The following is a 24043-nucleotide window of genomic DNA, read 5'->3' as shown; positions in this document are numbered from 1 at the left end:
GTGTGAATTCCAATTCTCTCAGATTGGTACCGAAACACCGATTCATCAATGTTCTCGAGTAGCGCAGAATTTAATCTTGGGGTAACGTTCCTCTGCCATTGTCAAATTCACTTTCGTAGGTGCCAGGTACATCAGCATATCTCCTCCGTCCAAAGCCAAATAATCGTATGCTTTGGTACGAAACTCACTCATTGCTTTATCATCCTCAGAATAAACCCACCGAGCGCAAGTCACATTGACTGATTCATAAATACAATCGACTTTGTATTCATGTTTCAGTCTATGCGCTACCACATCAAATTGTAATATCCCAACAGCCCCTAATATTAGCTGATTGCTGTTTAATGGCCTAAATACCTGGGTTGCGCCTTCTTCAGATAATTCAATTAATCCTTTAAGTAAGGCTTTACTCTTCAATGGGTCTCTCAACCTGACAAGCCTAAACAATTCAGGAGCAAAATTAGGGATTCCAGTAAACTTCAATTGCTCACCTTGTGTAAAAGTATCACCAATACGAATGGTGCCATGATTATGCAAACCAATAATATCACCAGCCAAAGCAAGCTCCGTGTGTGATCGATCGCCTGCCATAAAAGTTAAGGCATTGGAAATTTGCACTTCTTTTCCTATACGCAAATGACTTAATTTCATTCCCTTCTTATAAGAACCCGAACAAACTCTCACAAAGGCAATTCGGTCTCTGTGTTTGGGGTCCATATTGGCTTGAATTTTAAAAACAAAGCCGGAAAATGTTTCTTCATTGGGATAAACCGCCCTCTCATGAGTTGCTCGCGGTTGAGGGCCTGGCGCATATTCGACAAAATCATCCAGCAATTCCTTAATACCAAAGTTGTTAATTGCTGAACCAAAATACACTGGGGTCATTTTGCCTGCGAGATAATCTTCTAAATTAAACTCGTGGGATGCCCCTCTGACTAATTCAATTTCTTCTCTGAGTTCGTTTGCACTGTCACCAATCAATTCATCCAATTGAGGATTGTCCAAACCTTTAATCTGCGTAGCCTCTACTTTTTTTGCATTACTGCCTTGCTGATACAAATAAATAATATCCTGATAGCGGTGATAAATTCCTTTGAAGCGTTTTCCCATTCCAACTGGCCAGGTAATTGGGGCACATTGAATGCCCAAAACAGACTCTACTTCATCGAGCAAATCAATAGGCTCTCGCCCTTCCCTGTCCAACTTATTGATAAAAGTCATGATAGGTGTATCACGTAACCGACAAACTTCCATCAATTTTACAGTCCGATCTTCTACCCCTTTGGCCACATCAATGACCATTAAAGCAGAATCTACAGCTGTCAGAGTACGATACGTATCTTCCGAAAAGTCTTCATGGCCGGGGGTATCAAGCAAATTGATGACATGTTGATTATGTACAAACTGCATTACCGAAGTAGTAATCGAAATCCCTCTTTCTTTTTCCATTTCCATCCAATCAGAAGTGGCATGCCTGTCTGCTTTACGGCCTTTAACCGTACCTGCCAGCTGAATAGCTCCTCCGAAAAGCAATAATTTTTCAGTTACAGTGGTCTTTCCTGCATCAGGGTGAGAAATAATTGCAAAAGTTCGCCTTTTATTAAAGTCTTGATAAAAATCAGACATGTGAATCTCTAAATAAGTAATTAATTGCTGTGAATTGTAAAGGAAAAGTACAAAACTAACAATTTTTTCGTTAGTAATCCAAAAACCATAGGTGTTTTATTAAGAAAGGTTATTATTAACCCATAAGATATAATTTCAAACCTATTTAACTATAAATTTACCACATTGGGTTTTATTGATATAATACGTGCTTTTTTATGGAGCCCTATATGTCAACGTCAGAATCAGAATTAAGAAAATCAATGCAACAATACGGAAAACAGGAATTTAATGAATCACAACAAATAAAAATTTTGAATTTATTACTTGAGGATGCCAAAAAACAGCTTTCCATAGAACATGAAATCTATCAATTAATAGAAAATTATCAATTAAAACTTAGTGATGAAAATAATTTAAGTCAAGCCATTCAACTCGTTAATAAATTTATTATTGAATTAGAATCAAAAGATAAAGATGGTTCTACAGTCAACTATTTAAAACAACATGGTTTATACAGAATATTGTACCGAAACCCAAGACTATTAGGCCAGGAATTGCCACAGGACGATGTGTTGCATAAATTACTGCGCTATGGATTTTTTGGTGTTGGTATTTCTGCTGTAATGATTCTATTGTTTATCTCCACAGCTTTTTTTACCGCTCCCTTTTGGTTGACAGCCATCACGACTGGTTTATTTGTGGGTGCCTCTGCTTATTTAAGTGGAATTCTTTATGGCGTGGTGAACGATATTTTTGCAACGCATGCCAACTTGCCCTATTTCCTGTTAGGCCACCAATCCCAACAAACCAGTCTGTTAAGAACAAACGATAAAGTAGCTCAAGGAATAGCATGGGGTGTCGCTGCAACTTTCGGCCCAGTGGTACTAGCAACCTTGCTATTTACTGTTGCGGCTACGATTACGGCTTTTTTTGTACCAATGGCGACCTTCCTATTACCAGCAATGATGATTGCAATGCCATTAATTGCAGTTGGTGCAGAATTTTATGCCCGTAAAAAAGCACGTGAATATATAGATGCTGAGGAAAATTTTTACTGGATAGGGTCTAATGACTATCAAAGAACAGGTTTAAACTACATGTGCCCGACTAATGAAGAGCGAGCAGCATGGTATGCGAACTCTGATAGAAATTTATTTGGTTTTACTAAGGTACCTCTTATTGGTCTGGGAGCATTGGTTGGATTAATTGTTTTAAGCGGTATTAGCATGTTTCTGCCTCCTGTACTCTTTGTATCGCCAGTTATAGCAATAGCGATTCCCGCCGCCTTTGCTTCTGTTACGTGTGCTGCTTTAACCGCCGGCGGTATCTACATGCACATTAATCGCAATACACAACTTGATGACCGTTACCGTTTGGAATTTGAGCGTGATGAGATTGAATCTGGTTTATATCTCGACGAAGACATGGAGTATATTATAAAAATTGCAAAAACCTACTCTCAAAAAGATCTGACGGTTGAACCCCAGCAAGAAGTTATCAATGCTGAAAATTATAGTTTCCTTTTTGATAAAAAACCAAAACAAACAACGCCAAATACAAAACAGGAAGAATTTCAAGCAGCACGATTATTGAATCACACTGGAACTTAGTCATCCTAAATGAACTGATCCAGGACACTTTAGCAATCAGTTAGTAGCGCTCTATTATTACCAGGAGAGCGCTACCTTTGTCACTGCAAAAAACTTTCCTTATCCATGATATAGCCAATTGGAATCATTGCTGTATACTCAAAATTAGGACCTGTTTTCATGCGAGCACTTATGATTAAAATTTGATCCATTCTGTTCCCTGCTAAACTGGTTCTTTAAATTAAAGGATTTAATTTAAAAAGGAGTTTGCTATGAGATTCAATCATTTTATTGCTCCACTGGTTTTACTCCCCGTTTGTGCATTCAGCCAACCCGAAAATGACAAAGGAGATGTCTTTCTAACGAAAATTCCACCAAGTAAAAATGCTCTTGTAAAATCCTATTCCAGTGAATCGACTCACCTGAATTTACTTCAACCCAATGTCAGAAGCATTGACTATCCCACTCAAATTATTCGTATCTCCGGTTCGCTGGAATCACAACAACTAGACTGCGATCAAGTACATGAAGCAATCCTTGAAAAAATCGTAGCTCCTTTTACTCCTGATAAATTTACCTACAATACTTATATTAGCTGCACTTATAATCCGGACACCAATATCGCCACTGATTTCCTCATCAATAGTTATTTAGATCCACTAACGGATGATGCCGTTGAATTATTAGAAACTTACCTGGCAAAAAATAACGGTTCCAATCTGTTAGGCACACCATTGACATTTGAACCCGCAAAAGCTCTTGTTGTTGCATTAACCATCTCGGCGGGAATGAAAAAAAATCCTAATAAACCACCTTTCGTGGAATATAAGCAAGATCGCAGCAATTTCTACTTCAAAAGCAATTATGAAATGAGAAATAAATTGTTTGCTGATATCTATCAAAATTTTTTTACCAATGATCCCAATAAAATTCTACCTTTCCTGGATAAGTGGATATTCGTTAATGCCTCAAGCGTTTATCAAGCCATTTTAATGGATTCAAATTTTGTCGAATTGCAACCTGAGCGAATTTTCCTTATGGAAAACGGCGAGCAGATATTTGTGTCTAATCTGAAATATTATTTCACTCATAATTGTAATAGGTACAGTAACCACCGCTGCTTACAACCGGAATCTTGAAACTCTTTAGATGTAGAGATTGGAGATAGCATATTTGAATGATTACTTTTAACTGCTCCCTTAGGCTGCCTTTAAACTCTGTTACAACCCTAAGGGAGATAATCAATACACATTAGAGAACCATTAATTCCAACCCGAAAGATGAGCTTTCAAAATAACTCACTACCATAGATTCAGTCACCAGCTCCAAACTGGACGGTTTCCATTGAGGATTTTTATCTTTATTAATCAATAAAGAGCGAACTCCTTCATAAAAATCACTGCCTTTCATGAAGTGACTGGCCAGATCGAAATCCATTTTTAAACATTCTGCTAAAGATAAACCTTTGGCTTTTTGGATTTGCGCAAGAGTGATCTTAAGGCTCAGAGGCGATTTTTGCAGCAAGGTATTGTCCACTCCAAGAGCCCACACACCCTCCGTGCTTTGTAAGGAATCTCTTATTAGTTCGACAGTAGGCCTGGAGAAACAAACATCGATCAAGGGTTTGATTTGACTTGCCTCGGTAGGCATAGCATCACTTGCAAAAGAAGAAATACATTGATCGACACGATTGAAGGCATCTTCTGATAAATCTTCTTTTTTTAATGCCTCAATCATTGACTGCATTTGCTCTGCAAAAACGATCTGTTTCACTAATCCAGCTTTCCTGGCATCATGAGGACCCAATTTATTTCCGGTTAACCCTAAATAGACTCCTAAAAACCCTGGGCATCTGTTTAATAAATAGCTGGCACCAATATCAGGAAAAAAACCAATTCCTGTTTCTGGCATTGCAAATACAAAACGCTCACTGGCAACAGGGTGGCTTCCATGTAAAGAAATACCGACTCCCCCTCCCATAGTAATCCCATCCAGCAAAGAAATATAAGGTTTACCAAAATGATGAATAAAATGGTTTAACCTGTATTCATGCCAAAAAAACTGCATTTGCTCAGAGTCTTTACTCCGGCCTGCGTTATATAACCAACGAATGTCACCGCCTGCACAAAAAGCATTGCCTGGAACCGCTTGCACGACGACTGCTTTAATAGAATGATCTTCTTTCCAAATTGACAATTGCTTTTGCAACGCCATGATCATTGATAAAGTTAATGCATTCAAAGCTTTTGGTCGATTTAAAGTAATGAATCCCAATTGACCTTCCTGAGAAAACAACACCTCTTCAGTCATAATTAAACCCCTTTAAAATCTGCAGTTCTCTTGTCAAGAAACGCAGCTACTCCTTCCTTCTTATCTTCTGTGGCACACACTTTTGCAAAATGAATTGCTTCCAAATGGAGTGCCTCTGTCAGTGATAAATCATAACCATGATCAATCACTTCCATCACACTGGCAATTGCTAAAGGAGCCATGCTTAATATTCCCTTTAGAATATTTTTTCCTTGGGTTAATAAATTCTCTGGTTCGACTACTTCACTCACCAAACCCCAGTTTAAGGCAGTGCCTGCATCTATAAAGCGCCCGGTCAAACATAAATCCATCGCTCGCCCTTTACCAATTAGTCGAGCCAATCGCTGTGTACCACCATACCCGGGAATAACACCTAGTTTTACCTCAGGCTGACCAAACATTGCCTTATTTGAAGCGATTCTAAGGGTTGCAGATATTGCTAACTCACATCCGCCACCAAAAGCAAAACCATTCACTGCCGCAAGTGAAGGTTTCCCCATCGTCTCCAAAAGTCGAAAAACCTCTTGTCCCTGGCACGCAAATTCATAACCAGTTTGAGCGTTACATTCAGCCAGTCGATTAATATCAGCCCCAGCGCAAAATGCTTTGCCATTTCCTGTTAACAATAATGCTTTGACTCTCGGATTGGATTTCGCTTGAAAGAATAATTCATTTAATGCACTCAGAACATCTGTGCTTAAAGCATTGAGTTTCTCTGGTCTGTTCAAAGTTAAAGTTAAGATCCCGTTATTATCTATATCCTGTTCAATTAAATTCATCAATAATCCCCTGTGATTACTCTATAAAATACTCTTCATCCAAACTTGCTTTCGCTATAATTTCACGCATGATTTCATTAGTCCCTTCAAGAATTTGATGAACTCTCAAATCTCTAAATATTCTTTCAATTTGATAATCTCGCAGGTATCCATAACCTCCATGCAATTGCATGGCTTTATCGCTAATACGAAATGCGACATCGGTAGCCAACCTCTTGCCCATCGCACAATACATTGGCGCATTGGGATCATCATTATCCATTGCTGTTGCCGCCCTATAAACCATCAGCCTTGCTGCTTCATAATCTGTTAACATATCCGCAAAATAAAAACGAAGGGCTTGCATTTGAGTTAAAGGTTTACCAAACTGCTTGCGCTCATGCATATAAGATTGGCTCATGCGCAGGCAAGCAAGAGCCCCTCCTAATGAGCAGGAAGCAACATTAACTCGGCCTCCATTTAAAGCATTCAGCGCAATTTTGAAACCCATCCCTTCTTCACCAACACGATTGGCAATTGGCACACGACAATTTTCAAAATATAGCATACAAGTTGGCTGATTTCGCCAACCCAATTTCTTCTCCAGTTTTCCAAACGTCAGTCCAGAGGTGTTCTTTTCAATTAACAAACAGCTGATGCCATGATGGGATTCATCACCTGTCCGTACCATACATAAATACACGTCGCTAACACTTCCACCTGATATGAATGCTTTCGCGCCATTAAGAACATAATAGTCACCCTCTTTTACTGCACGGGTTTTTAAAGAAGCCGCATCAGATCCGGATTCAGGTTCTGTAAGACAATAACTCGCTATCACTTGCATAGCGGTTAATTTTGGCCCCCATTTCTTGCGAATCTCTTCACTACCGTAGCGGTCGACTAATGAAGTAACCATATTATGGATGGAAAGATAAGCACTCGTTGTAATACAACCAGTAGCTAATTGTTCAAATATGAGTGCTGCATCCAAACGAGAGAGCTGAGCACCACCTATATCTTCCCGGGCTACCATTCCCGCCATACCTAATTGGGCCGCTTCTCTTAAAATTTCGATTGGAAAATAACCCTGTTCATCCCAGGAATCTGCCATTGGAGCCAATTTGTTACGAGCAAACTCGGAGGCCATTTCTCGAAATGCCAAATGTTCATCAGTGAAATTAAAATGCATAGACCATCCTTAGATTTATTAATTTTAGTCATTGGATTTATTTATGACGCTTTCTTAAAAAATGATATTATTGCGAATTTTTAGCGCCTGGGAAAGACAATAAGAATAATTACATGGGAACTTCAGCGCAACCATCAATTATAAATCCAAGAGCATTGGCTGTTTTAAAACAATATTTTGGATTTGATTCCTTTAGATCTCCGCAGGAAAAAATAATTGATGATGTCATTTCTGGCGAAGATGTACTGGTTTTAATGCCCACTGGCGGTGGGAAGTCTCTTTGCTATCAAATTCCCGCTATCGTCCGCCCTGGTGTTGGCATTGTAGTGTCTCCCTTAATCGCGTTAATGGAAGATCAAGTCGCCGCACTGAAACTGCAAGGTGTTCGCGCCGCGTACTACAACTCATCCTTAACTGCCGAAGAAGCAAGAAATGTACTAAATCAATTACATCATAATGAATTGGATTTACTCTATATTGCTCCAGAACGCCTGATTAGCACCTCTTTTTTAGATAGGCTGTCTGAATGTACTATCTCATTATTTGCCATTGATGAAGCGCACTGCATCTCGCAATGGGGGCATGATTTTCGACCCGAATACGCTTGTTTAGGTTTACTTAAAACCAATTTTCCTGATATTCCAATGATTGCATTGACAGCGACTGCAGATAATCAAACACGTGAAGATATTGTTACCAAGTTGAATTATCAACCCAAAAAATACGTTGTTTCATTCAATCGACCTAATATCCATTACAAAGTAATTTCTAAAACAAATGCAGTAAAACAACTAAACCAGTTTTTACAATCGGATACCCAACAATCTGGAATTATTTATTGTGGAACCCGTCACACCGTCGAACATCTTACGGAGAAATTACAAGAACTTGGATTTAAAGCACGTGCTTATCATGCTGGGCTGTCTCATGCAGAGCGGCGTGAGGTGCAAAACCTTTTCAGATATGATCGTATTGATATTGTGGTAGCGACTATTGCATTTGGAATGGGTATTGACAAGCCTAATGTTCGCTTTGTTGTTCACCATGATTTACCCAAAAGCATCGAAAGCTACTACCAGGAAACAGGGCGTGCAGGACGTGACGGATTACCAGCTAAAGCACTCCTGCTTTATGATGCTGCGGATAGCGCTCGGTTGAGATCCTGGATCATGAATATTCCTCTTGATGAACAAAGACATATAGAAACCAATAAATTAAATCATATGCTTGCTTTTGCTGAAGCGTCACATTGTCGTCGTCAAATTTTATTACGCTATTTTGACGAACCCTGTGATACAGAATGCAAATACTGTGATGTCTGCGATAGCCCACCACAAACAGCCGATGTGACAGAAGATGCGCAAAAATTTCTATCGTGTATTTATCGATTAAAACAAAGCTATGGTTTAACTCATACTATCGATGTACTCAGGGGCAGTTTAACTGAAAAAATCAAACAATCTGGACATGAGCACATAAGTACCTTTGGAATTGGCAAAGAGAAGTCTGCCAATTATTGGAAGCATCTTGCCTGGCAATTAATTCATAAAAATTATTGTTTACAGGACATGAATCATTTTAATGTGTTACGCTTGACCCCAAAAGCAATTCCCCTTCTAAAAGGCGAAGAACGCATTTCATTAACCATTCCTAACCAGGACTTGAATAGCAGTAAAAAGAAAGGAAAGCAGAATACTTCCTATAAACCTGAAAGTAACCCATTATTTGAAACACTTCGTGCTTTAAGACGTCAGTTGGCAGATGAAGAAAACAAACCGCCATTTATGATATTCAGTGATGCTACATTACATGAAATGGCTCAATTAAAACCTAAAAACAATAGACAACTATTGAATGTATCTGGAGTTGGGCAACATAAACTAGCCCGTTATGGCCATTATTTTCTTGAAGCCTTAAACGAATTTTCAGAAGTCGAGTGAGATTGCGCCATGCGTAAATTACCAAGATCTTTTTATGAGCGTGATACTGTTCTGGTTGCAAAAGAACTTTTAGGCAAATATTTGGTTCATCATTATGGATTGGAAGAGAGGATTGGGCGCATAGTAGAAGTCGAAGCATACCTTGGGCAACATGATTTGGCTTGCCATTCATCGAAAGGATTGACTAAAAGGACTAAAGTCATGTTTGGTCCGGCAGGCTATGCGTATGTTTATCTAATTTACGGCATGCATTATTGCATGAACGTAGTCACCGAAAAGGAAGGGATAGGTTCTGCCGTATTAATACGTGCCCTGGAGCCTATCAAAAACATTCAAGACAGAACTCAAGGACCAGGGTTATTATCCAAAGCCATGCGCATTGACTCCAAACTGAATCATCGTGATCTATTAAGCGATGATTTTTATATTGCTGAGCCAAACAACCCAACTGATTTCACCATTGTAAAAAAACCCAGAATTGGGGTTCATTATGCTAAAGAATGGGCTAATGAGTTATTAAGATTTTATATTAAAGACAATCCTTATATTTCCAAAACTTAATTAGACCGCTTGCATTCACATCCTGTTAATTCCCGGATCCAGGCTTCATGCCTAATCCGGGATATAAAAGAAAATTTTCTGGAATAATTCTACTCTAAACCTATTGCCTTTGGCGGGCAAATATAGGCATTACCCAGATTAGTCACATTGGTTTGTTCTGAACCTCCACTGATAAAACCGCCTTGACGGTCAAATGAACCGCTCATAGAACCCGTTACACCAGCTCGGTTCGTCACCAATTGAATGTAATTTGCCCCTTTTTTGCTTGCTTTATTCTTAAGATCATTCATCGCTCCCTCTTCCAAATTGCGATTGGAAGTAAAGCCTCCAGTAAAGAAATTACCCTGATTACCTACGACTTGGCCCACATACTTACACCCTTTCGGTGCGGGATTAGGGCTTGCAATAATACGTTCAGCTTGAGGATCTGCTGGAATAGCTGCGCATCCGGTGATCATCAATGTAATAACAGACGCCGATAGTAGTTTTTTCATATTTACACCTTTTTGTTATCAACAAAACAATGAAATGTTAACAACTCCTGTTTGATTAAACATTACAACCCACTTTTAAATGCACTTGATAATATTTCACTTTATTATCATCAATGAAACCTCTTGTTTCTACTACTTCAAACCAATCCAATTTTCCATGCGTTTTAGCCACTTGCTTTATTGCATTATCAATCGCTTTTTCAATTCCTTCTTGCGAAGTCCCAATTAACTCCACGATTTGGTAAACTTTATCTGTCACTCTTCTTTCTCCCTCTATTAATTTGTTTCTCAGCTTTTGCTATTGCCTTGCGAATAGCCAATGCTTCTTCTGACTGCTCTGGTGCCAACTGGAGTAGCCGTTGCCAATAATTAATTGCAGCTTCATAATCATGACTTAAGTAGGCATGCATCGCAAGCATGGCTAAAGCATCCGGTTGCCTAGGGTTGTTTTTTAATAAGGTATGAAAAATTTCTAAAATATCAGGATTGAACTGTTGATTGCTTAATTGCCATAAACTGTGGGCATAATTGACTGCAAATTGCTCGTCTTCAGGTTTAAGCTGGTAGGCTTTTGCAAATGCGAGGGAAGCATTTTGGTTATCCTTTTGACTGCTGTATAATCTGCCTAACAAATACCAACCCTTGGCACTTTCAGGCTGAACATCCAACTTGGCCTTCAGTTTGTCGATTAATTCCTGAGGGCTTTTAATGGATTTGAGCATCGATTGCGCTAGCTCCTGAGCCTCATTTCGATGCAGATACTCTTGCCAGCGAGCAAAATCACCCCAAAAATAGTACCCTGTAAAAACGATTATAAAAATAATGGGGGCTAGCAACAAACTTACCAAACGATTACGCCGCAAAGGATAAATAATAAGAGTGCATGCAAAAACGGCTAAAACAACTAATAAAATAATTAACCACCATTCATTCATGAGAATTTCGCTTAAAACATGTACGCCAAAAAATAATAAAGCCAATCAATAAAAACAGAAATGGGCCAAACCACAATAAAAGAGTCACGCTCTTAACGGGCGGTTTAAATAGTATAAAATCCCCATAACGTGCGGTTAGATACTCCCTTATTTCAGTATCACTTTTGCCCTCTTTCACTAATTCATAAACCTGAAAACGCAAATCCTTCGCTAATTGAGCATTTGAATCTGCCAAATCCTGATTTTGGCATACCAAACAACGCAAATCTTTTAAAAGATGGTTAAATTGTGCTTCTTGTCTTGCTGAGTCCAATGGATACATACTATTTGCAAACGCAACGGGTATTAATAGCAGCAATAAAATCACCTTAAAACAGAAGTGGAATACTCTCATTATGATTTCTCCAAATTCCTCATTAAAGGTAAAATATCAGTTAACCAAATCTTCTGATTCATTATCCCGACATGTCTGTAACGAATTATTCCTTTCTTATCAATGACAAAAGTTTCAGGCGCCCCATATACACCTAAATCGATAGCGACTTTACCTTCTGAATCCTGGCCTATGAGTCGATAAGGGTTGCCCCATTGTGCAAGCCATGCTCTCGCGTGTTCCGGTTTATCTTTATAATTTAAACCATAGATAGGTACGCCTTCTCTTGCTAGTTGCAACATAAACACTTGCTCTTCAATACAAGCCTCACACCAACTTGCCCAAACATTAAGCAAAACGACCTGATTATGAAAGTTCATTGCACTAAAAGTAGAATCAGGATTTTGCAACTCAGGTAAGCTAAAATCTGGTAATGGCTTTCCAATTTGAACTGAAGGTAAATGATGAGGATCCAAAGATAGACCTCGCCAGAGGAAAAAACACAGAAGACAAAAAATAGCGACAGGAATAACACGCCATCCTATTTTTTTCATATCTTTATCTCCTGACCTGTCCTTACCGGCACTCGCCTTCTTTTATAATACCTTCTGTCTGTTAACGCCAAAAAGCCCCCAGCTAAAATCATAAATCCTCCAGCCCAAATCCACCGGACCAACGGTTTATAATAAATACGTACCGACCAGGCATCCTCAGACAATGGTTCCCCCAAAGCAATATAAATATCTCGAAAAGGAGTAACATCAATCGCAGACTCAGTCATTGGCATTTGTCCAATGATATACACTCTTTTTTCAGGAAAAATTTGCTTGGTTTTATTCTGATATTGTATTGCAAACTCAGCCCTTGTGCCTTTGTAATTTGGACCATTCAATGGAGTCTGGCTGATAAACCCAATGCGATAACCTAGCAGATTAATTTGCTTGCCAGGAGACATACGTACATCATCTTGTACACCATAAGCTGAAGATACAGCAATGCCAATCACTGTTGCTGCGACACCACAATGGGCCAAAACCATCCCCCAATAAGCCTGTCCAACTCCTGCCACCCCTCTATCCCTTATTTTGTGATAAGCCGCATTGGCAGTACTCAACAAAACCCAAAAAGCCAAAATTAATCCCAAAAGGGCTGTAAGATGTATTTCACTTGAAGTACAGAAGAGTAAAATGACAGGCAGTGTCAGACTGAGTAAAAAAATACGATTAAGCTTCCTGAAAACATTCTTCCAACAATCATTCTGCCATTTCAAATGGATACCTAAGCCCATTAGCAGCAATAAAGGGATCATCAATGGAACAAATACCGCGTTAAAATAGGGTGCTCCAACAGATAATTTGCCTAATCCCAACCCTTCCACCAGCAACGGATAAACCGTGCCCATTAATACCGTCAGCATAATAACCACTAAAAACACATTGTTTAACAACAACGCACTTTCTCGGGATAATAAGCCAGGATGTTTATTAACTTGTAAGGTTTGGGCTCTAAAAAGAAACAATGTTAAAGAACCCCCAATGACAAATAACAAAAATCCTAAGATATATAATCCCCGTTGTGGATCAACGGCAAAGGCATGAACTGAGGTTAAAACTCCAGAGCGAACAAGAAAAGTACCAATTAAACTTAAAGAAAAAGCAGCGATTGCAAGCAACATGGTCCACGCTTTAAATTGCTGGCGTTGCTCGGTAACTGCCAAAGAATGCAATAGAGCCGTACCCACCAACCAAGGCATAAAAGAAGCGTTTTCTACAGGATCCCAAAACCACCAACCACCCCAACCTAATTCCCGATAAGCCCACCAACTGCCTAAAGTAATTCCCGCTGTTAAACAACACCAGGCAGCCAGAGTCCAGGGTCTGGTCCATTTAGACCAACTTGTTTCCACTTTCCCTGCCCATAGAGCGGCAATAGCAAAAGCAAAAGCGACACAAAACCCTACATACCCCATGTACAACATAGGAGGATGAAATAAAAAGCCAGGATCTTGCAGCAATGGATTCAGATCACGGCCCTGTGTATTCAATACTTGAAATTGGCGTAAGAAAGGATTGGAAGTGATTAGCAAGAAAAGAATAAAACCAATGCTTAGCCAACCTAAAATAACTAATACCCGAGCACGCATTTCCTTATCAAGGCTTGAGCTAAAAAAACAAACCAGGATCATCCAAAAATTTAGGATAGCGACCCATAACAGCATGGAACCTTCATGCCCACCCCAAACAGCGCAAAATTTATAAAACCATGGGAGCAACAAACTGGAATTATTCAGCACATAGATCACTGAAAAATCATCCATCAAAAAACAGGCCGTGAGACATAGATAAGCACATGTCACAAATAAAAATTGCAACACGACATAATTCCTGGAAGAGTCAATCCAGTTTTTTCGATTCCATCGCAAACCAGCTAATGGCACCAAAGCTAACATCAAAGAAGCCACTAAAGCCAAAATCAAACAAAACAGCCCTAATTCCGCTATCATTTTTTCACCTTATCAGCCAAAGCAGACTTTACTTGAGGTGGCATATAATTGGCATCGTGTTTTGCCAAAACGTGTACCGCACGAAAATGATGATTATCAGTGACTTCCCCTTCTGCAACTATTCCTTGCCCCTCTCGAAATAGATCAGGAAGTATCCCTGAGTAGGTGACAACAATTGTGTTTTCAAAATCCGTAATTTTAAACTGGACATCCAACCCTTTTTGGGCACGTACTATGCTGTTTGCTTCCACCATTCCCCCAACCCGGATGTGGCGTTTTGCTGGTGCTTCTCCCGCAACAATCTGTGTGGGAGTGTAAAATAAACTGATATTTTGTCTTAAGGCATATAGAACCAGGGCTGCTGCTGCAGATAAAACAGACAGGGTAAACAGTAAGATAAATAATTTGCGTCGCCGTACAGGGGTCATTTAACCTATCTCTTAAACCAACGTTGTAATTTTTTGCGCGTGTGAGTTCTTTGCCACTTTATTGCTAAAATGTTCATGCCTAAAACCACACAAACCAAGCCATAAGCAGGCCAAACATAGATAGAATACCCGCCCATCGTCAACCATTCAAAAAACTGATTCATCAGACTCTTCCTCAAATTGAATTTTAACCCATGATTGCTTTCTCTCCCTGAATAAGACTTCATTACGAGCTTTTTCCAAAATAATCCATAAGGAATACAAGAAAAAACCAAGTAAAGTGAGTAACAAAGGATACAACATACTAAGAGCAATTTTGGGTTTGGCAAACACAGATAAAGTCGCACCTTGATGTAAAGTATTCCACCAATAAACGGAATAATGAATTATTGGTAAATCAATTAAGCCCACCAAGGCTAAAATTGCTATTATTTTATCTCCATCTTCTTTATTTTTTACCGCTTGGTAAGTGGCAAGAATTGCCAGATAGAGTAACAAAAGCACTAATTCTGAGGTCAGGCGAGCATCCCATACCCACCATGCACCCCACATGGGTTTACCCCAAATGCTCCCTGTAATTAAAGCAAGAAATGCCATGCAGGCTCCTAATTGCGCGACTTTATGAATCAAAAGTCCTGCCATTTTGATACGCCACACCAACAATAAAATGGCTAGAAACCCCATCCAGGCATACAATGCCATTGACAAAAAAGCGCTGGGTACATGAACATAAATTATTCGGTATGCATCCCCCTGCTGATAATCCGGTGGGGCAAATACCAATCCCCAAACCATACCAATAGCCATGGTAGTCAAAGCACTGACAGCCAACCATGGAATGATACGTCCTGCGTAGTTATAAAAATTTTTTGGCGATGCCAACTGATACAATATCTTCCACATAGGAAACAATAAAATCAAAAAGAAGGATTCTACCACGCATCAAAACAATCACAAAATTTAGTTCAAGACTCAGTCTACATGACTAATACGTATCACAGCAGCAATCGCATAGGGTAGAAAACCAACTGCCAACAGAGACATTGCCAATAATAAAGCCAGATAGCCGCTAACCGGCAAACTTTGCATGGCAACGCTCAAAGTACCACTGCCAAATATTAATAAAGGTAAAGTTAATGGCAATAGAATCAATGCCATCAAAGCTCCACGCTGATTTATCCCTATACCAAAAGCTGCTGCAAGCGCACATAAAAATAATATGGCAGGCGTCCCGCAAATAAGGCTCAATAACAATATACATGTTTCCCAAACACTGAATGAAAATAATATTGCAATCAAGGGAGATAATAATAATAGTGGTGTCACCGATATCAACCAGTGTGCCATAACTTTGGCTGTCACAAGTAGATTTAATGGTTGCCCTGAAACTAGCCACTGTTCAAGAACCCCTTGTTCATAATCTTGTTGAAACAAACGTTCTAAGGAAAGAAGCATGGATAACAAAATAGCCATCCACACCAATCCGGGAGCAAACGTCCGCATCAACATCAATTCTGGCCTTAAGGTAAGTGGGAAAATAAACAACAACATTAAAAAAAATAAACATGAATTAACCAAATATCTGATTTGCCGCACCTGGATTAATAGTTCACGCCGGAACTGTTTTGCGAATAATTGCAGTGTGAAATTCATAGATGATACTCCTCATAATCCGCCTTGTTTAAAGGCAAATCCTGATGAGAAGTCAATAATACAGCCCCCCCTTTTTCTCTGTGCTCCTGGACTTTTGTGATAATCGTAACTAATGATAACTCATCAAGAGCAACCAAAGGTTCATCAAGCAACCATAATTTTGCTTTTGACATCCATAATCTTAATAAAGCTACTTGTCGTTTTTGTCCTGAGGAAAGTAATCCACATGGGTGATCAATTAGATGTTCCAAATTAAATAACCTGCATAACTCCGGAATACTTGATGCATATGGAGAATAATTGATATCAAATAAACAATTCTCTCTTAGCGTGAGATATGGATTAATCCCTGATCTATGCCCCACAAAACATAATTGCTTTTGATAGGTGCATAGATCTTTTTTTATAGATTGCCTTTCGAAGAGAATTTCTCCCTTTTCAGGATTAAGCAAACCCGCGATTAATTTAAGTAAAGTCGTTTTTCCTGCTCCATTGGAACCTTTTAAATGCAATAAGCCTCCAGCAGGAAGATGAAAAGAAATTTGTTGCAACAAGGGCTGGTCATGATAGTCAAAATCAAGTTCAATCACATCAAGCATAAAACACTTTATTTTTAGATACACTCGGCTAACTATAACAGGACATAAGAAAAATCCCCAATGCCTTCGTGAAAAGTTATTTAATTTTTGCTTGCGAAGTGAGTGGATGATCGCCATAATCTGCTTTATTTTTTGCAAAGGTATATGATGGAATTCCTTAGTGAATATGGCATGTTTCTCTTAAAATGCATCACTCTCGTCATCGCATTACTCATTCTTCTGGCAGGTATATTTTCTATGGGTCGCAAAACCAAACCCAAACTGGAAATTACCTCTCTTAATGAAGAGTATGAGCACCTGAATGCCTTAATGAATAAAGAGATTTTAGGAAAAAAACCCGGAAAAAAGAAAAAAGATAAAACAAAGCGCCCGGTTCTTTATGTCATTGATTTCAGCGGTGATATCAAAGCCACCCAAGTTGAACAACTAAGAGATGAAGTCACATCGGTATTAAGTATAGCAAAACCTGAGGATGAGGTTTTAGTAAGGTTGGAAAGCCCTGGAGGGGCCGTCAATGGTTATGGACTTGCTGCGTCCCAGTTACAGCGAATCCGTGATAAAAAAATTCCTTTGACTGTCAGCATAGACAAAATGGCAGCCAGCGGCGGATATTTAATGGCCTGCGTAGCAAATAAAATAATTGCTGCCCCATTTGCAATAATAGGCTCTATAGGCGTAGTTGCTCAAATTCCTAATTTTCATCGCTGGTTAAAGAAAAACAACATTGATGTTGAGTTATTAACTGCTGGGGAATACAAAAGGACCTTAACACTTTTTGCAGAAAATACAGAAAAAGGTAGAAAAAAGTTTCAGGAAGATTTGGAAAAAATACATACCGCATTTAGAGAGTATGTTCTTAAAAATAGAAGTCAACTTGACATAGACAAAGTTGCAACTGGTGAACATTGGATAGCAAAAGACGCTTTTGATCTCCGGCTCGTTGATAAATTAGCTACAAGTGATGAATACTTAATAGAAAAAATGGCAGAGTTTAATGCGTTTAAATTAACCGTCCATGCCAAATTGCCAATTATCAGTAAGTTGCTTAAACCGGCAATGAGACTCATTCATCCATGGATTTAAACAGGAAACGAGATCGATTTCTCATAGGCTCAAAGGTGGATGATATCCATAGAACTTAATGAATTACTCTGCAAAAATTTGCAAAATCTGCCATTAACCAAAAATTAAATCTCGGTATATAATTAAAGAATAACAATTTTTTTCTGAGGAGTAAGACATGAGTGATTTCAAATCGAAGTTACCAGATCTTAATGAATTAACATCAATGACTGCGAAACTATTTAAAGGAATTAAAGCCAGCGTAAGCGAAATAATTCAGGATTATAAGCAAAAAAGAGCGCAACCTGTTAGTACCGAAGAAAAACCTGCTGAAGATAAGGCAGCTGAAAGCAAGCAGCCCGAAGCAAAAACAGAAAACAAACCTGAATCAAATACAGCAGAAACACAGGAAAAAGAGAATTAATCCTGTGCAAAAAACGAATAGATAATATGATGTAATCAGGATATCTATCGTTCCATTCTTTCCGGTCGTGTTAAGCCGTATTTGCGCATTTTTTCAACCAAAGTGGTTCTTCTCATGTTGAGATAGCTGGCTGCATGAGCAACAACCCAATCTGACTCGTCTAAAGCCTGGCTAATTAAAGCAAGTTCTGTCTTCACTAAATGTTCTTTTAAATCAATGCCTTCTGCATTGGCTACTGATTCCTGTTTTATTATTTGCAACAGAGTTTCACGCTCTGATCCAGATACCTCTGGATAGGATGGCTTGAATTCACCTTGAAACCGATGAGGTAAATCACTCTTACCAATAATACCATTAGGGTAAAGAATAGATAATCTCTCCACCAAATTAGCTAACTCTCTCACATTTCCTGGCCAACTGTATTCGCATAAAGCATCCATGGCATCGGGCATTAATCGAACGGTAGGTCTGCCCTCACCTTCAATTCGAGAAACCAGCTCATTAAAAAGAAGTGATAAATCACTGCTTCTATTACGTAGCGGCGGCATTTCGATGGGAAATACATTCAATCTGTAAAACAAATCTTCTCTAAACTTCCCTTCTTGAATAGCAATTTCCAAATTTCTATGTGTAGCAGCAATGATCCGAACATTCACTTCAATGCTTTTATTTGAACCTACTCTTTCAAAACAACGTTCTTGTAAAACTCTTAACAACTTAACCTGCATAGCTAATGGCATATCTCCTATTTCATCCAGAAATAGAGTTCCTCCATTGGCCAGCTCAAACCGCCCTTGCCTTGATGTAATGGCTCCTGTAAACGCACCTTTTTCATGACCAAATAATTCACTCTCCAATAATTCGCCCGGGATTGCTCCACAATTTATGGGGACAAATGGTTTATTTGCTCGAGACGAAAGGGAATGAATATTACGAGCCACAACTTCCTTACCCGTACCTGATTCACCCAAAATCAGCACACTGGCTTCCGTATCAGCTACTTGCTCTATCAATTTGCGAACTTGACGAATACCTTCACTATTTCCAACCAAACTTCTAAACAAAGGGGTTTTATGGGTACCAGCTGTGATAAATTTAACCGCCTCTTTAGCAATTTGACATCTATGGAGTGACTTAAGCATTTTTGCGTAGCTGAATGGAAATGACAAACAATCAACAACATTTCGGTCTGCACATTCAGATGTAGAAAGCACAGCGTCAATAACCAATATAGGAATCTTTGGAAATCGTTTCACTAATGCATCCAATTCATCCATCGTTTTTTCAAAAGAGGTGCACGCTCCAAGCACTATCACACTTGGATTAGGATTAACACTCAATTGCCAATTGTCATATTGAGTAACCTCAGAGGATTGACCTATAAAATCAAAAATAGTCCGAAGCTTGTCACAACGTTCTTTATTATCATCGATAATATAAATCCTGTCATTGCTCCTCATAAACCTATCCTTAAGTTTGAGTCATTTAATTTAAAGTATCGGACACATAATGAATAACTGTCAAATAATTGTCACAATTTTATTTTAACCGTCATAAAATCTATCGAATTAGACCATATTTCTATAATTAAAAAATTACCAAGCTAACCTGATACTCATTAAATTTCATAGCTATCACCGGCCTAATCCATTGCTTTATCTATAACAGATAATCATCTTAAACGCATTACACTGATTGCCAAAACATAATTCCTGGCTTCCTATGGTCTTCGTAGCACTCACTTGAGTCTGTTTAACGAAATTCTTGGCTTGCATATATCCCATACGATTACAGAAAGAATTCGCTGCTTGTTTACCACAACCTTTATTGCGCTCCAAACACCAATCCACCCGGTAATCATTATAACGGGGTACAGCAAATCTCTTCTCTCGATAATGATACGGTTTGGGAGGGGTATGTGATAAACCAATAGCGCAAACTATCGTCATAAAACCATTACAACGCCATCCTTTGCACTGAGCTCTGCTGCCCAGATAATTGGTTAAACCTACGTTGTAGGCAATGACATTTTGAGTGGAGTAGTCATAACCCAGCATTTGGCAGTAACGGTTCGCTACATCCTTTCCACACTCTTTCCCATCTAAAGTGCAGTAATCAAGACGTTGCCCTAAATAAGTAGGATGCCAAAAATTCCTAAATGCCAAATTCTGTTTACTTGAAGCTGCTAACTGGCCGCAAAAAGAAAAAAATAAAAGTATAAAAACCAGGAAATTTCTAAAATTGCTCATTATAACAATCCATTACCAAGTATTAGCACATGTTAGCGTAGGATGACTGGGAGGCACAAGAGAGATTTATTCTTCTTTTAATAGTACTGTAACCAGTGCGATTTCTATATCTGCCTATGATTTAAAGAGTACCAAAGACAAAATGACTCCATCAAGATAATTTTTCAAAGGTTATAAACAATGTTATAAATAGCATAGGAACAAAACTTACGAAAAACCCCAAGGTCAAGGCAAAAAATGTTTTTAATGGGAAGTTAATCTAAACTAAATGACTGAATTAAAAACATTTTTTAACAAAGAGATTGGGGGGTGCATAAGTTCTGATGAAATAAGTTTTTCAACCATCATTTTAAAAGCCCATATTATAGGCTAGTCGTTTATGAAAAAATATTTAATTTTTGCAGTCTCAGGCTTAGCCTTAATTGCAATAATGGGGCTTATTAGCCACTTATGGATAATTGGAACGGTCAAGGTTGTACATCCTGTTTATGGAACTGCAATTCAAGCGGTTTATGCCACAGGAACTGTCGAACCAACTGTCATGATGCCAATTGCCGCACAAAACACAGCCCGTCTTATCAAATTGAATGCAGATGAAGGTTCAGAAGTAGTAAAGGGGCAGATATTAGCCAGTCTGGAAGATGAACACTTGCAACAGAACTTAAAGGAACTGAAAGAACATGAAAAATTAGCAAAAATAAGATACGATAGGAATGCTCAATTAGTTAAAAAAGGAGTCATTTCTAAAGATGAATATGATCGCACCTTGTCTGAATGGCAAGCTGCCAGCGCCGCAGTACGCAGGATACAAGCTCAAATCAGTTACTTACAACTGATAGCCCCTGCAGATGGTCGTATCATTAAACGTGACGGTGAAGTTGGGCAACTAATCCCGGCAAATCAACCAGTATTTTGGCTTGCTTGCTGTGCTCCCCTAAGAATTTCAGCTGAAGTCGATGAAGAAGACATTGTATTGGTCCGAGTCGGGCAAAAAGTGATGATCAGATCAGATGCTTTTCCAAATCAAATTTTTTATGGCCACGTAAAAAGTATCACCCCCAAAGGCGATCCAATAGCCAGAAGTTATAGAGTTCGTATTAGCTTCATAGAAAATAATCCTTTATTAATTGGTATGACCGCTGAAACCAATATTATTGTCCATGAAAAGAAAAATGCCTTATTGCTGCCTGTGAGCAGTATTTCTGAAAACAAAATTTGGCTTGTACAGGATGATGGGAAACTCACTCAACATACAGTGAGTATTGGCGCAAAAGGATTGAAACAAATCGAAATTTTAAACGGAGTGAGTATTAATGATCTGGTTGTCTTAAAACCTGATCATAAGCTAAAAAAAGGACAAAAAGTACGTTTCATTCTTGTGAAACAGGAAGAATAATGAAGCTATTTTTAAAAATTGCTTTAAAACATTTACTTGCGCGCAAACGACAAAGCCTGGTTTCTTTGATGGGAATTGTATTGGGAGTAGCCTTCTTTTTAACAATTTCGTCACTGATGCAGGGATCTGAAAAAGATTTTATCAGGCGCTTAGTGGATAATTCACCTCATATTACGATTATCGATGAATATCGAAACCCTCGGATACAACCTATTCAACAGCTATACAAACAAGGCGCTATTGAAATTCGCAGTGTAAAACCATTAACAGAACCTCGTGGAATTCGAGGGTATGAACAAACAATAGATAATTTATCGCTTACCCTCCCGGGAATTGTTATTTCTCCTGTCCTAATTGGGCAAGCCTTGATTAGTTATGCGGGCAAAGACTATTCAATCACTTTGAATGGGATGATCCCTGAAGAGATAAAAAAAGTTTCCACTATCGAAAATTATATGCTTTCAGGTTCGATTGATGATCTCATAGTGAATTCCGATGGCATTGTCCTGGGAAGTGAACTCTTGCGTAAATTATCTCTCACAAAAGATGATAACATCACTGTGACAGCACCCAATGGCCAAATACGTACTTTTAAAATTCTTGGTGTATTTCGCACTGGACGTTCAGATTTTGATACCAATCAAGCCTTTATTAGTATTAAACGGGCTCAAGCATTATTAAACCGACCTAACCGCGCTAATAACGTTATTATAAAACTGCCTAACCCCTATCAGGCCTATGAAATTGCTGCTCAAATTGAAAAGGAGATAGGCTATAAAACCATTTCCTGGCAGGAAAAATCGGAAGATTTGCTCAATACACTTGTCATTCGAAATATCATTATGTATAGCGTAGTTAGCGCTGTTTTAATTGTTGCTGCATTTGGAATTTATAATGTTATTTCGACTGTAGTAATGGAAAAGCACAGGGACATTGCCATACTTAAATCAATCGGTTTTCAGAAACAGGATATTCAATTTATTTTTATCATAGAAGGTTTTCTTCTTGGACTTGTTGGATGTTTGTTAGGACTACCTTTGGGAAGTGGACTGATGTACAGCCTCATGCAAGTCCAATTCAAACCACCTGGAAGTTCAGAATTGATTAATATGCCACTCGATTGGAGTTACTTACAATTTGCCATCGCAACAGCTTTTGCGATGATCGCCTCAATCATAGCCGCAGTTCTTCCTGCTCATAAGGCAGCGCTTGTTCATCCAGTTGATATCCTGCGAGGAGGGGGAATGTGAACAACATTGTCATAAAAACAACAGAGCTTTCGCGTCAACTATCAGGTGAAGTTCTAGTCACTTTAGTCAAGGAGATAAATCTCGAAGTCAGAGAAGGTGAGTTTTTAGTAATTTCTGGCCCCTCAGGTTCTGGCAAATCGTCACTGCTTTATTTGCTAGGCTTGCTTGATAGACCTTCTAAAGGAAAAATTTGGCTCAATGATGAAGAGGTTTCAACTTATGAGGAAGAAAAACTGACCAGGTTGCGCTTAACTCAAATTGGTTATGTCTTTCAATTCCATTTTCTATTACCTGAATTTACAGCCCTGGAGAATGTGATGTTGCCTATGCAACGTTTAGGAAAACTAAGTCTGGGGGAAATGAAAGACCGGGCTACCAAACTTTTAACCAGCTTAGGGTTAGAAGATCAATTATCAAAATTACCTAAACAACTCTCCGGAGGGCAAAGTCAGCGCGTCGCTATTGCACGAGCTCTGGCTAATGATCCCATATTGCTCCTGGCAGACGAGCCAACTGGAAATCTTGATACCGCTTCAAGTACCAATGTGCAAAATATACTAAAAGAACTTGCTCATGAATATGGAAGAGCAGTGATCATCGTAACGCATGATGTTAATTTTGCCGCTACAGCAGACAGAGTGATCCATATTGTTGATGGCAAAATGCAAGTATAGTTTTCTTGGCTTCCTTCCAGTCAATACTTACTCCATCAATTTCAT

Annotated in this window: 26 protein-coding genes; 9 read left to right on the top strand and 17 right to left on the bottom strand. The window is 38.8% G+C overall.

Annotated features, from left to right (window positions below):
* Window positions 1–45: 45 nt before the first annotated feature.
* Window positions 46–1626: a peptide chain release factor 3 gene (locus EL201_RS04590; RefSeq protein WP_027221235.1), complete on the bottom strand. Its 1581-nt coding sequence runs from the start codon at window positions 1624–1626 to the stop codon at window positions 46–48.
* Window positions 1627–1835: 209 nt separating this feature from the next.
* Between EL201_RS04590 and EL201_RS04585 the strand changes: the two genes are divergently transcribed.
* Together EL201_RS04585 and EL201_RS04580 are read left to right on the top strand one after the other, a co-directional pair.
* On the top strand, window positions 1836–3218 hold the full coding sequence (locus EL201_RS04585) for a hypothetical protein (RefSeq protein WP_027221234.1): 1383 nt from the start codon (window positions 1836–1838) through the stop codon (window positions 3216–3218).
* Window positions 3219–3469: 251 nt separating this feature from the next.
* Window positions 3470–4336 carry an Lpg0189 family type II secretion system effector gene (locus EL201_RS04580; protein ID WP_027221233.1) on the top strand — a complete coding sequence of 289 codons (867 nt, stop codon included), beginning with the start codon at window positions 3470–3472 and terminating at the stop codon, window positions 4334–4336.
* Window positions 4337–4448: 112 nt separating this feature from the next.
* Here the strand turns inward: EL201_RS04580 and EL201_RS04575 are convergent, their stop codons facing one another.
* The 3 genes from EL201_RS04575 to EL201_RS04565 are packed head-to-tail and all read right to left on the bottom strand — an operon-like array spanning window position 4449 to window position 7457.
* Window positions 4449–5507: an enoyl-CoA hydratase/isomerase family protein gene (locus EL201_RS04575; protein WP_027221232.1), complete on the bottom strand. Its 1059-nt coding sequence runs from the start codon at window positions 5505–5507 to the stop codon at window positions 4449–4451.
* Window positions 5508–5509: 2 nt separating this feature from the next.
* The gene (locus EL201_RS04570) at window positions 5510–6286 is read right to left on the bottom strand and encodes an enoyl-CoA hydratase/isomerase family protein (RefSeq protein ID WP_027221231.1); all 777 of its coding nucleotides are present in this window, start codon (window positions 6284–6286) and stop codon (window positions 5510–5512) included.
* A 16-nt stretch (window positions 6287–6302) separates the two neighbouring features.
* Window positions 6303–7457 carry an acyl-CoA dehydrogenase family protein gene (locus EL201_RS04565; protein ID WP_027221230.1) on the bottom strand — a complete coding sequence of 385 codons (1155 nt, stop codon included), beginning with the start codon at window positions 7455–7457 and terminating at the stop codon, window positions 6303–6305.
* A 113-nt stretch (window positions 7458–7570) separates the two neighbouring features.
* On the opposite strand from EL201_RS04565, the gene recQ reads away from it, so the two are divergent.
* Both recQ and EL201_RS04555 read left to right on the top strand, forming a co-directional pair.
* A complete protein-coding gene (gene recQ, locus EL201_RS04560) occupies window positions 7571–9397 on the top strand; it encodes a DNA helicase RecQ (protein ID WP_027221229.1) in 1827 nt (608 codons plus the stop codon).
* A gap of 9 nt (window positions 9398–9406) precedes the next feature.
* Window positions 9407–9958: a DNA-3-methyladenine glycosylase gene (locus tag EL201_RS04555; RefSeq protein ID WP_027221228.1), complete on the top strand. Its 552-nt coding sequence runs from the start codon at window positions 9407–9409 to the stop codon at window positions 9956–9958.
* A gap of 89 nt (window positions 9959–10047) precedes the next feature.
* Here EL201_RS04555 and EL201_RS04550 read toward each other — a convergent pair whose 3' ends face one another.
* From EL201_RS04550 to ccmA, 11 genes are all read right to left on the bottom strand, one after another.
* Entirely contained in the window at window positions 10048–10452 is a 405-nt protein-coding gene (locus EL201_RS04550; RefSeq protein ID WP_027221227.1) for a DUF4156 domain-containing protein, read from the bottom strand.
* A gap of 55 nt (window positions 10453–10507) precedes the next feature.
* Entirely contained in the window at window positions 10508–10711 is a 204-nt protein-coding gene (locus tag EL201_RS04545) for a dodecin (protein ID WP_011213332.1), read from the bottom strand.
* On the bottom strand, window positions 10701–11387 hold the full coding sequence (locus EL201_RS04540) for a tetratricopeptide repeat protein (RefSeq protein ID WP_027221226.1): 687 nt from the start codon (window positions 11385–11387) through the stop codon (window positions 10701–10703). Before EL201_RS04540 ends, EL201_RS04545 begins: the two co-directional genes overlap by 11 nt.
* Window positions 11380–11781 (bottom strand): cytochrome c-type biogenesis protein, encoded by a 402-nt coding sequence (locus EL201_RS04535; protein ID WP_027221225.1) that lies wholly within the window; start codon window positions 11779–11781, stop codon window positions 11380–11382. The genes EL201_RS04540 and EL201_RS04535 overlap by 8 nt, the downstream gene beginning before the upstream one ends.
* A complete protein-coding gene (locus tag EL201_RS04530; RefSeq protein WP_027221224.1) occupies window positions 11781–12314 on the bottom strand; it encodes a DsbE family thiol:disulfide interchange protein in 534 nt (177 codons plus the stop codon). The genes EL201_RS04535 and EL201_RS04530 overlap by 1 nt, the downstream gene beginning before the upstream one ends.
* Window positions 12311–14263: a heme lyase CcmF/NrfE family subunit gene (locus EL201_RS04525; RefSeq protein WP_027221223.1), complete on the bottom strand. Its 1953-nt coding sequence runs from the start codon at window positions 14261–14263 to the stop codon at window positions 12311–12313. Before EL201_RS04525 ends, EL201_RS04530 begins: the two co-directional genes overlap by 4 nt.
* Window positions 14260–14691, bottom strand: a complete 432-nt coding sequence (ccmE, locus tag EL201_RS04520; RefSeq protein WP_027221222.1) for a cytochrome c maturation protein CcmE — start codon at window positions 14689–14691, stop codon at window positions 14260–14262. The genes EL201_RS04525 and ccmE overlap by 4 nt, the downstream gene beginning before the upstream one ends.
* 5 nt (window positions 14692–14696) lie before the next feature.
* Window positions 14697–14855: a heme exporter protein CcmD gene (gene ccmD / locus EL201_RS04515; RefSeq protein ID WP_027221221.1), complete on the bottom strand. Its 159-nt coding sequence runs from the start codon at window positions 14853–14855 to the stop codon at window positions 14697–14699.
* Window positions 14839–15594 (bottom strand): heme ABC transporter permease CcmC, encoded by a 756-nt coding sequence (gene ccmC / locus EL201_RS04510; protein ID WP_027221220.1) that lies wholly within the window; start codon window positions 15592–15594, stop codon window positions 14839–14841. Before ccmC ends, ccmD begins: the two co-directional genes overlap by 17 nt.
* A gap of 69 nt (window positions 15595–15663) precedes the next feature.
* Window positions 15664–16344, bottom strand: a complete 681-nt coding sequence (gene ccmB, locus EL201_RS04505) for a heme exporter protein CcmB (RefSeq protein WP_032828801.1) — start codon at window positions 16342–16344, stop codon at window positions 15664–15666.
* Window positions 16341–16943 (bottom strand): heme ABC exporter ATP-binding protein CcmA, encoded by a 603-nt coding sequence (gene ccmA, locus EL201_RS04500; protein ID WP_027221218.1) that lies wholly within the window; start codon window positions 16941–16943, stop codon window positions 16341–16343. Before ccmA ends, ccmB begins: the two co-directional genes overlap by 4 nt.
* A gap of 147 nt (window positions 16944–17090) precedes the next feature.
* On the opposite strand from ccmA, the gene sohB reads away from it, so the two are divergent.
* Both sohB and EL201_RS04490 read left to right on the top strand, forming a co-directional pair.
* Window positions 17091–18026 (top strand): protease SohB, encoded by a 936-nt coding sequence (sohB, locus tag EL201_RS04495; RefSeq protein WP_027221217.1) that lies wholly within the window; start codon window positions 17091–17093, stop codon window positions 18024–18026.
* Between the two features lie 157 nt (window positions 18027–18183).
* Complete coding sequence (locus EL201_RS04490) at window positions 18184–18429, top strand: hypothetical protein (protein ID WP_027221216.1); 246 nt, start codon at window positions 18184–18186, stop codon at window positions 18427–18429.
* Between the two features lie 44 nt (window positions 18430–18473).
* Here EL201_RS04490 and EL201_RS04485 read toward each other — a convergent pair whose 3' ends face one another.
* Both EL201_RS04485 and EL201_RS04480 read right to left on the bottom strand, forming a co-directional pair.
* Window positions 18474–19889: a sigma-54 dependent transcriptional regulator gene (locus tag EL201_RS04485; RefSeq protein WP_027221215.1), complete on the bottom strand. Its 1416-nt coding sequence runs from the start codon at window positions 19887–19889 to the stop codon at window positions 18474–18476.
* 195 nt (window positions 19890–20084) lie between these two features.
* Window positions 20085–20678, bottom strand: coding sequence for a hypothetical protein (locus EL201_RS04480; RefSeq protein WP_027221214.1), 594 nt, complete (start codon window positions 20676–20678; stop codon window positions 20085–20087).
* Window positions 20679–21057: 379 nt separating this feature from the next.
* On the opposite strand from EL201_RS04480, the gene EL201_RS04475 reads away from it, so the two are divergent.
* The 3 genes from EL201_RS04475 to EL201_RS04465 are packed head-to-tail and all read left to right on the top strand — an operon-like array spanning window position 21058 to window position 23998.
* Window positions 21058–22074 carry an efflux RND transporter periplasmic adaptor subunit gene (locus tag EL201_RS04475; protein WP_027221213.1) on the top strand — a complete coding sequence of 339 codons (1017 nt, stop codon included), beginning with the start codon at window positions 21058–21060 and terminating at the stop codon, window positions 22072–22074.
* Window positions 22074–23324: an ABC transporter permease gene (locus EL201_RS04470; protein ID WP_027221212.1), complete on the top strand. Its 1251-nt coding sequence runs from the start codon at window positions 22074–22076 to the stop codon at window positions 23322–23324. The genes EL201_RS04475 and EL201_RS04470 overlap by 1 nt, the downstream gene beginning before the upstream one ends.
* On the top strand, window positions 23321–23998 hold the full coding sequence (locus EL201_RS04465) for an ABC transporter ATP-binding protein (RefSeq protein ID WP_027221211.1): 678 nt from the start codon (window positions 23321–23323) through the stop codon (window positions 23996–23998). Before EL201_RS04470 ends, EL201_RS04465 begins: the two co-directional genes overlap by 4 nt.
* Window positions 23999–24043 lie beyond the last annotated feature (45 nt).

It is taken from the genome of Legionella pneumophila subsp. pascullei, assembly GCF_900637585.1.
GTDB lineage: Bacteria > Pseudomonadota > Gammaproteobacteria > Legionellales > Legionellaceae > Legionella > Legionella pascullei.
Note: the sequence above shows the minus strand (reverse complement) of the source record. Positions and strands in the feature narration are given on the sequence as shown.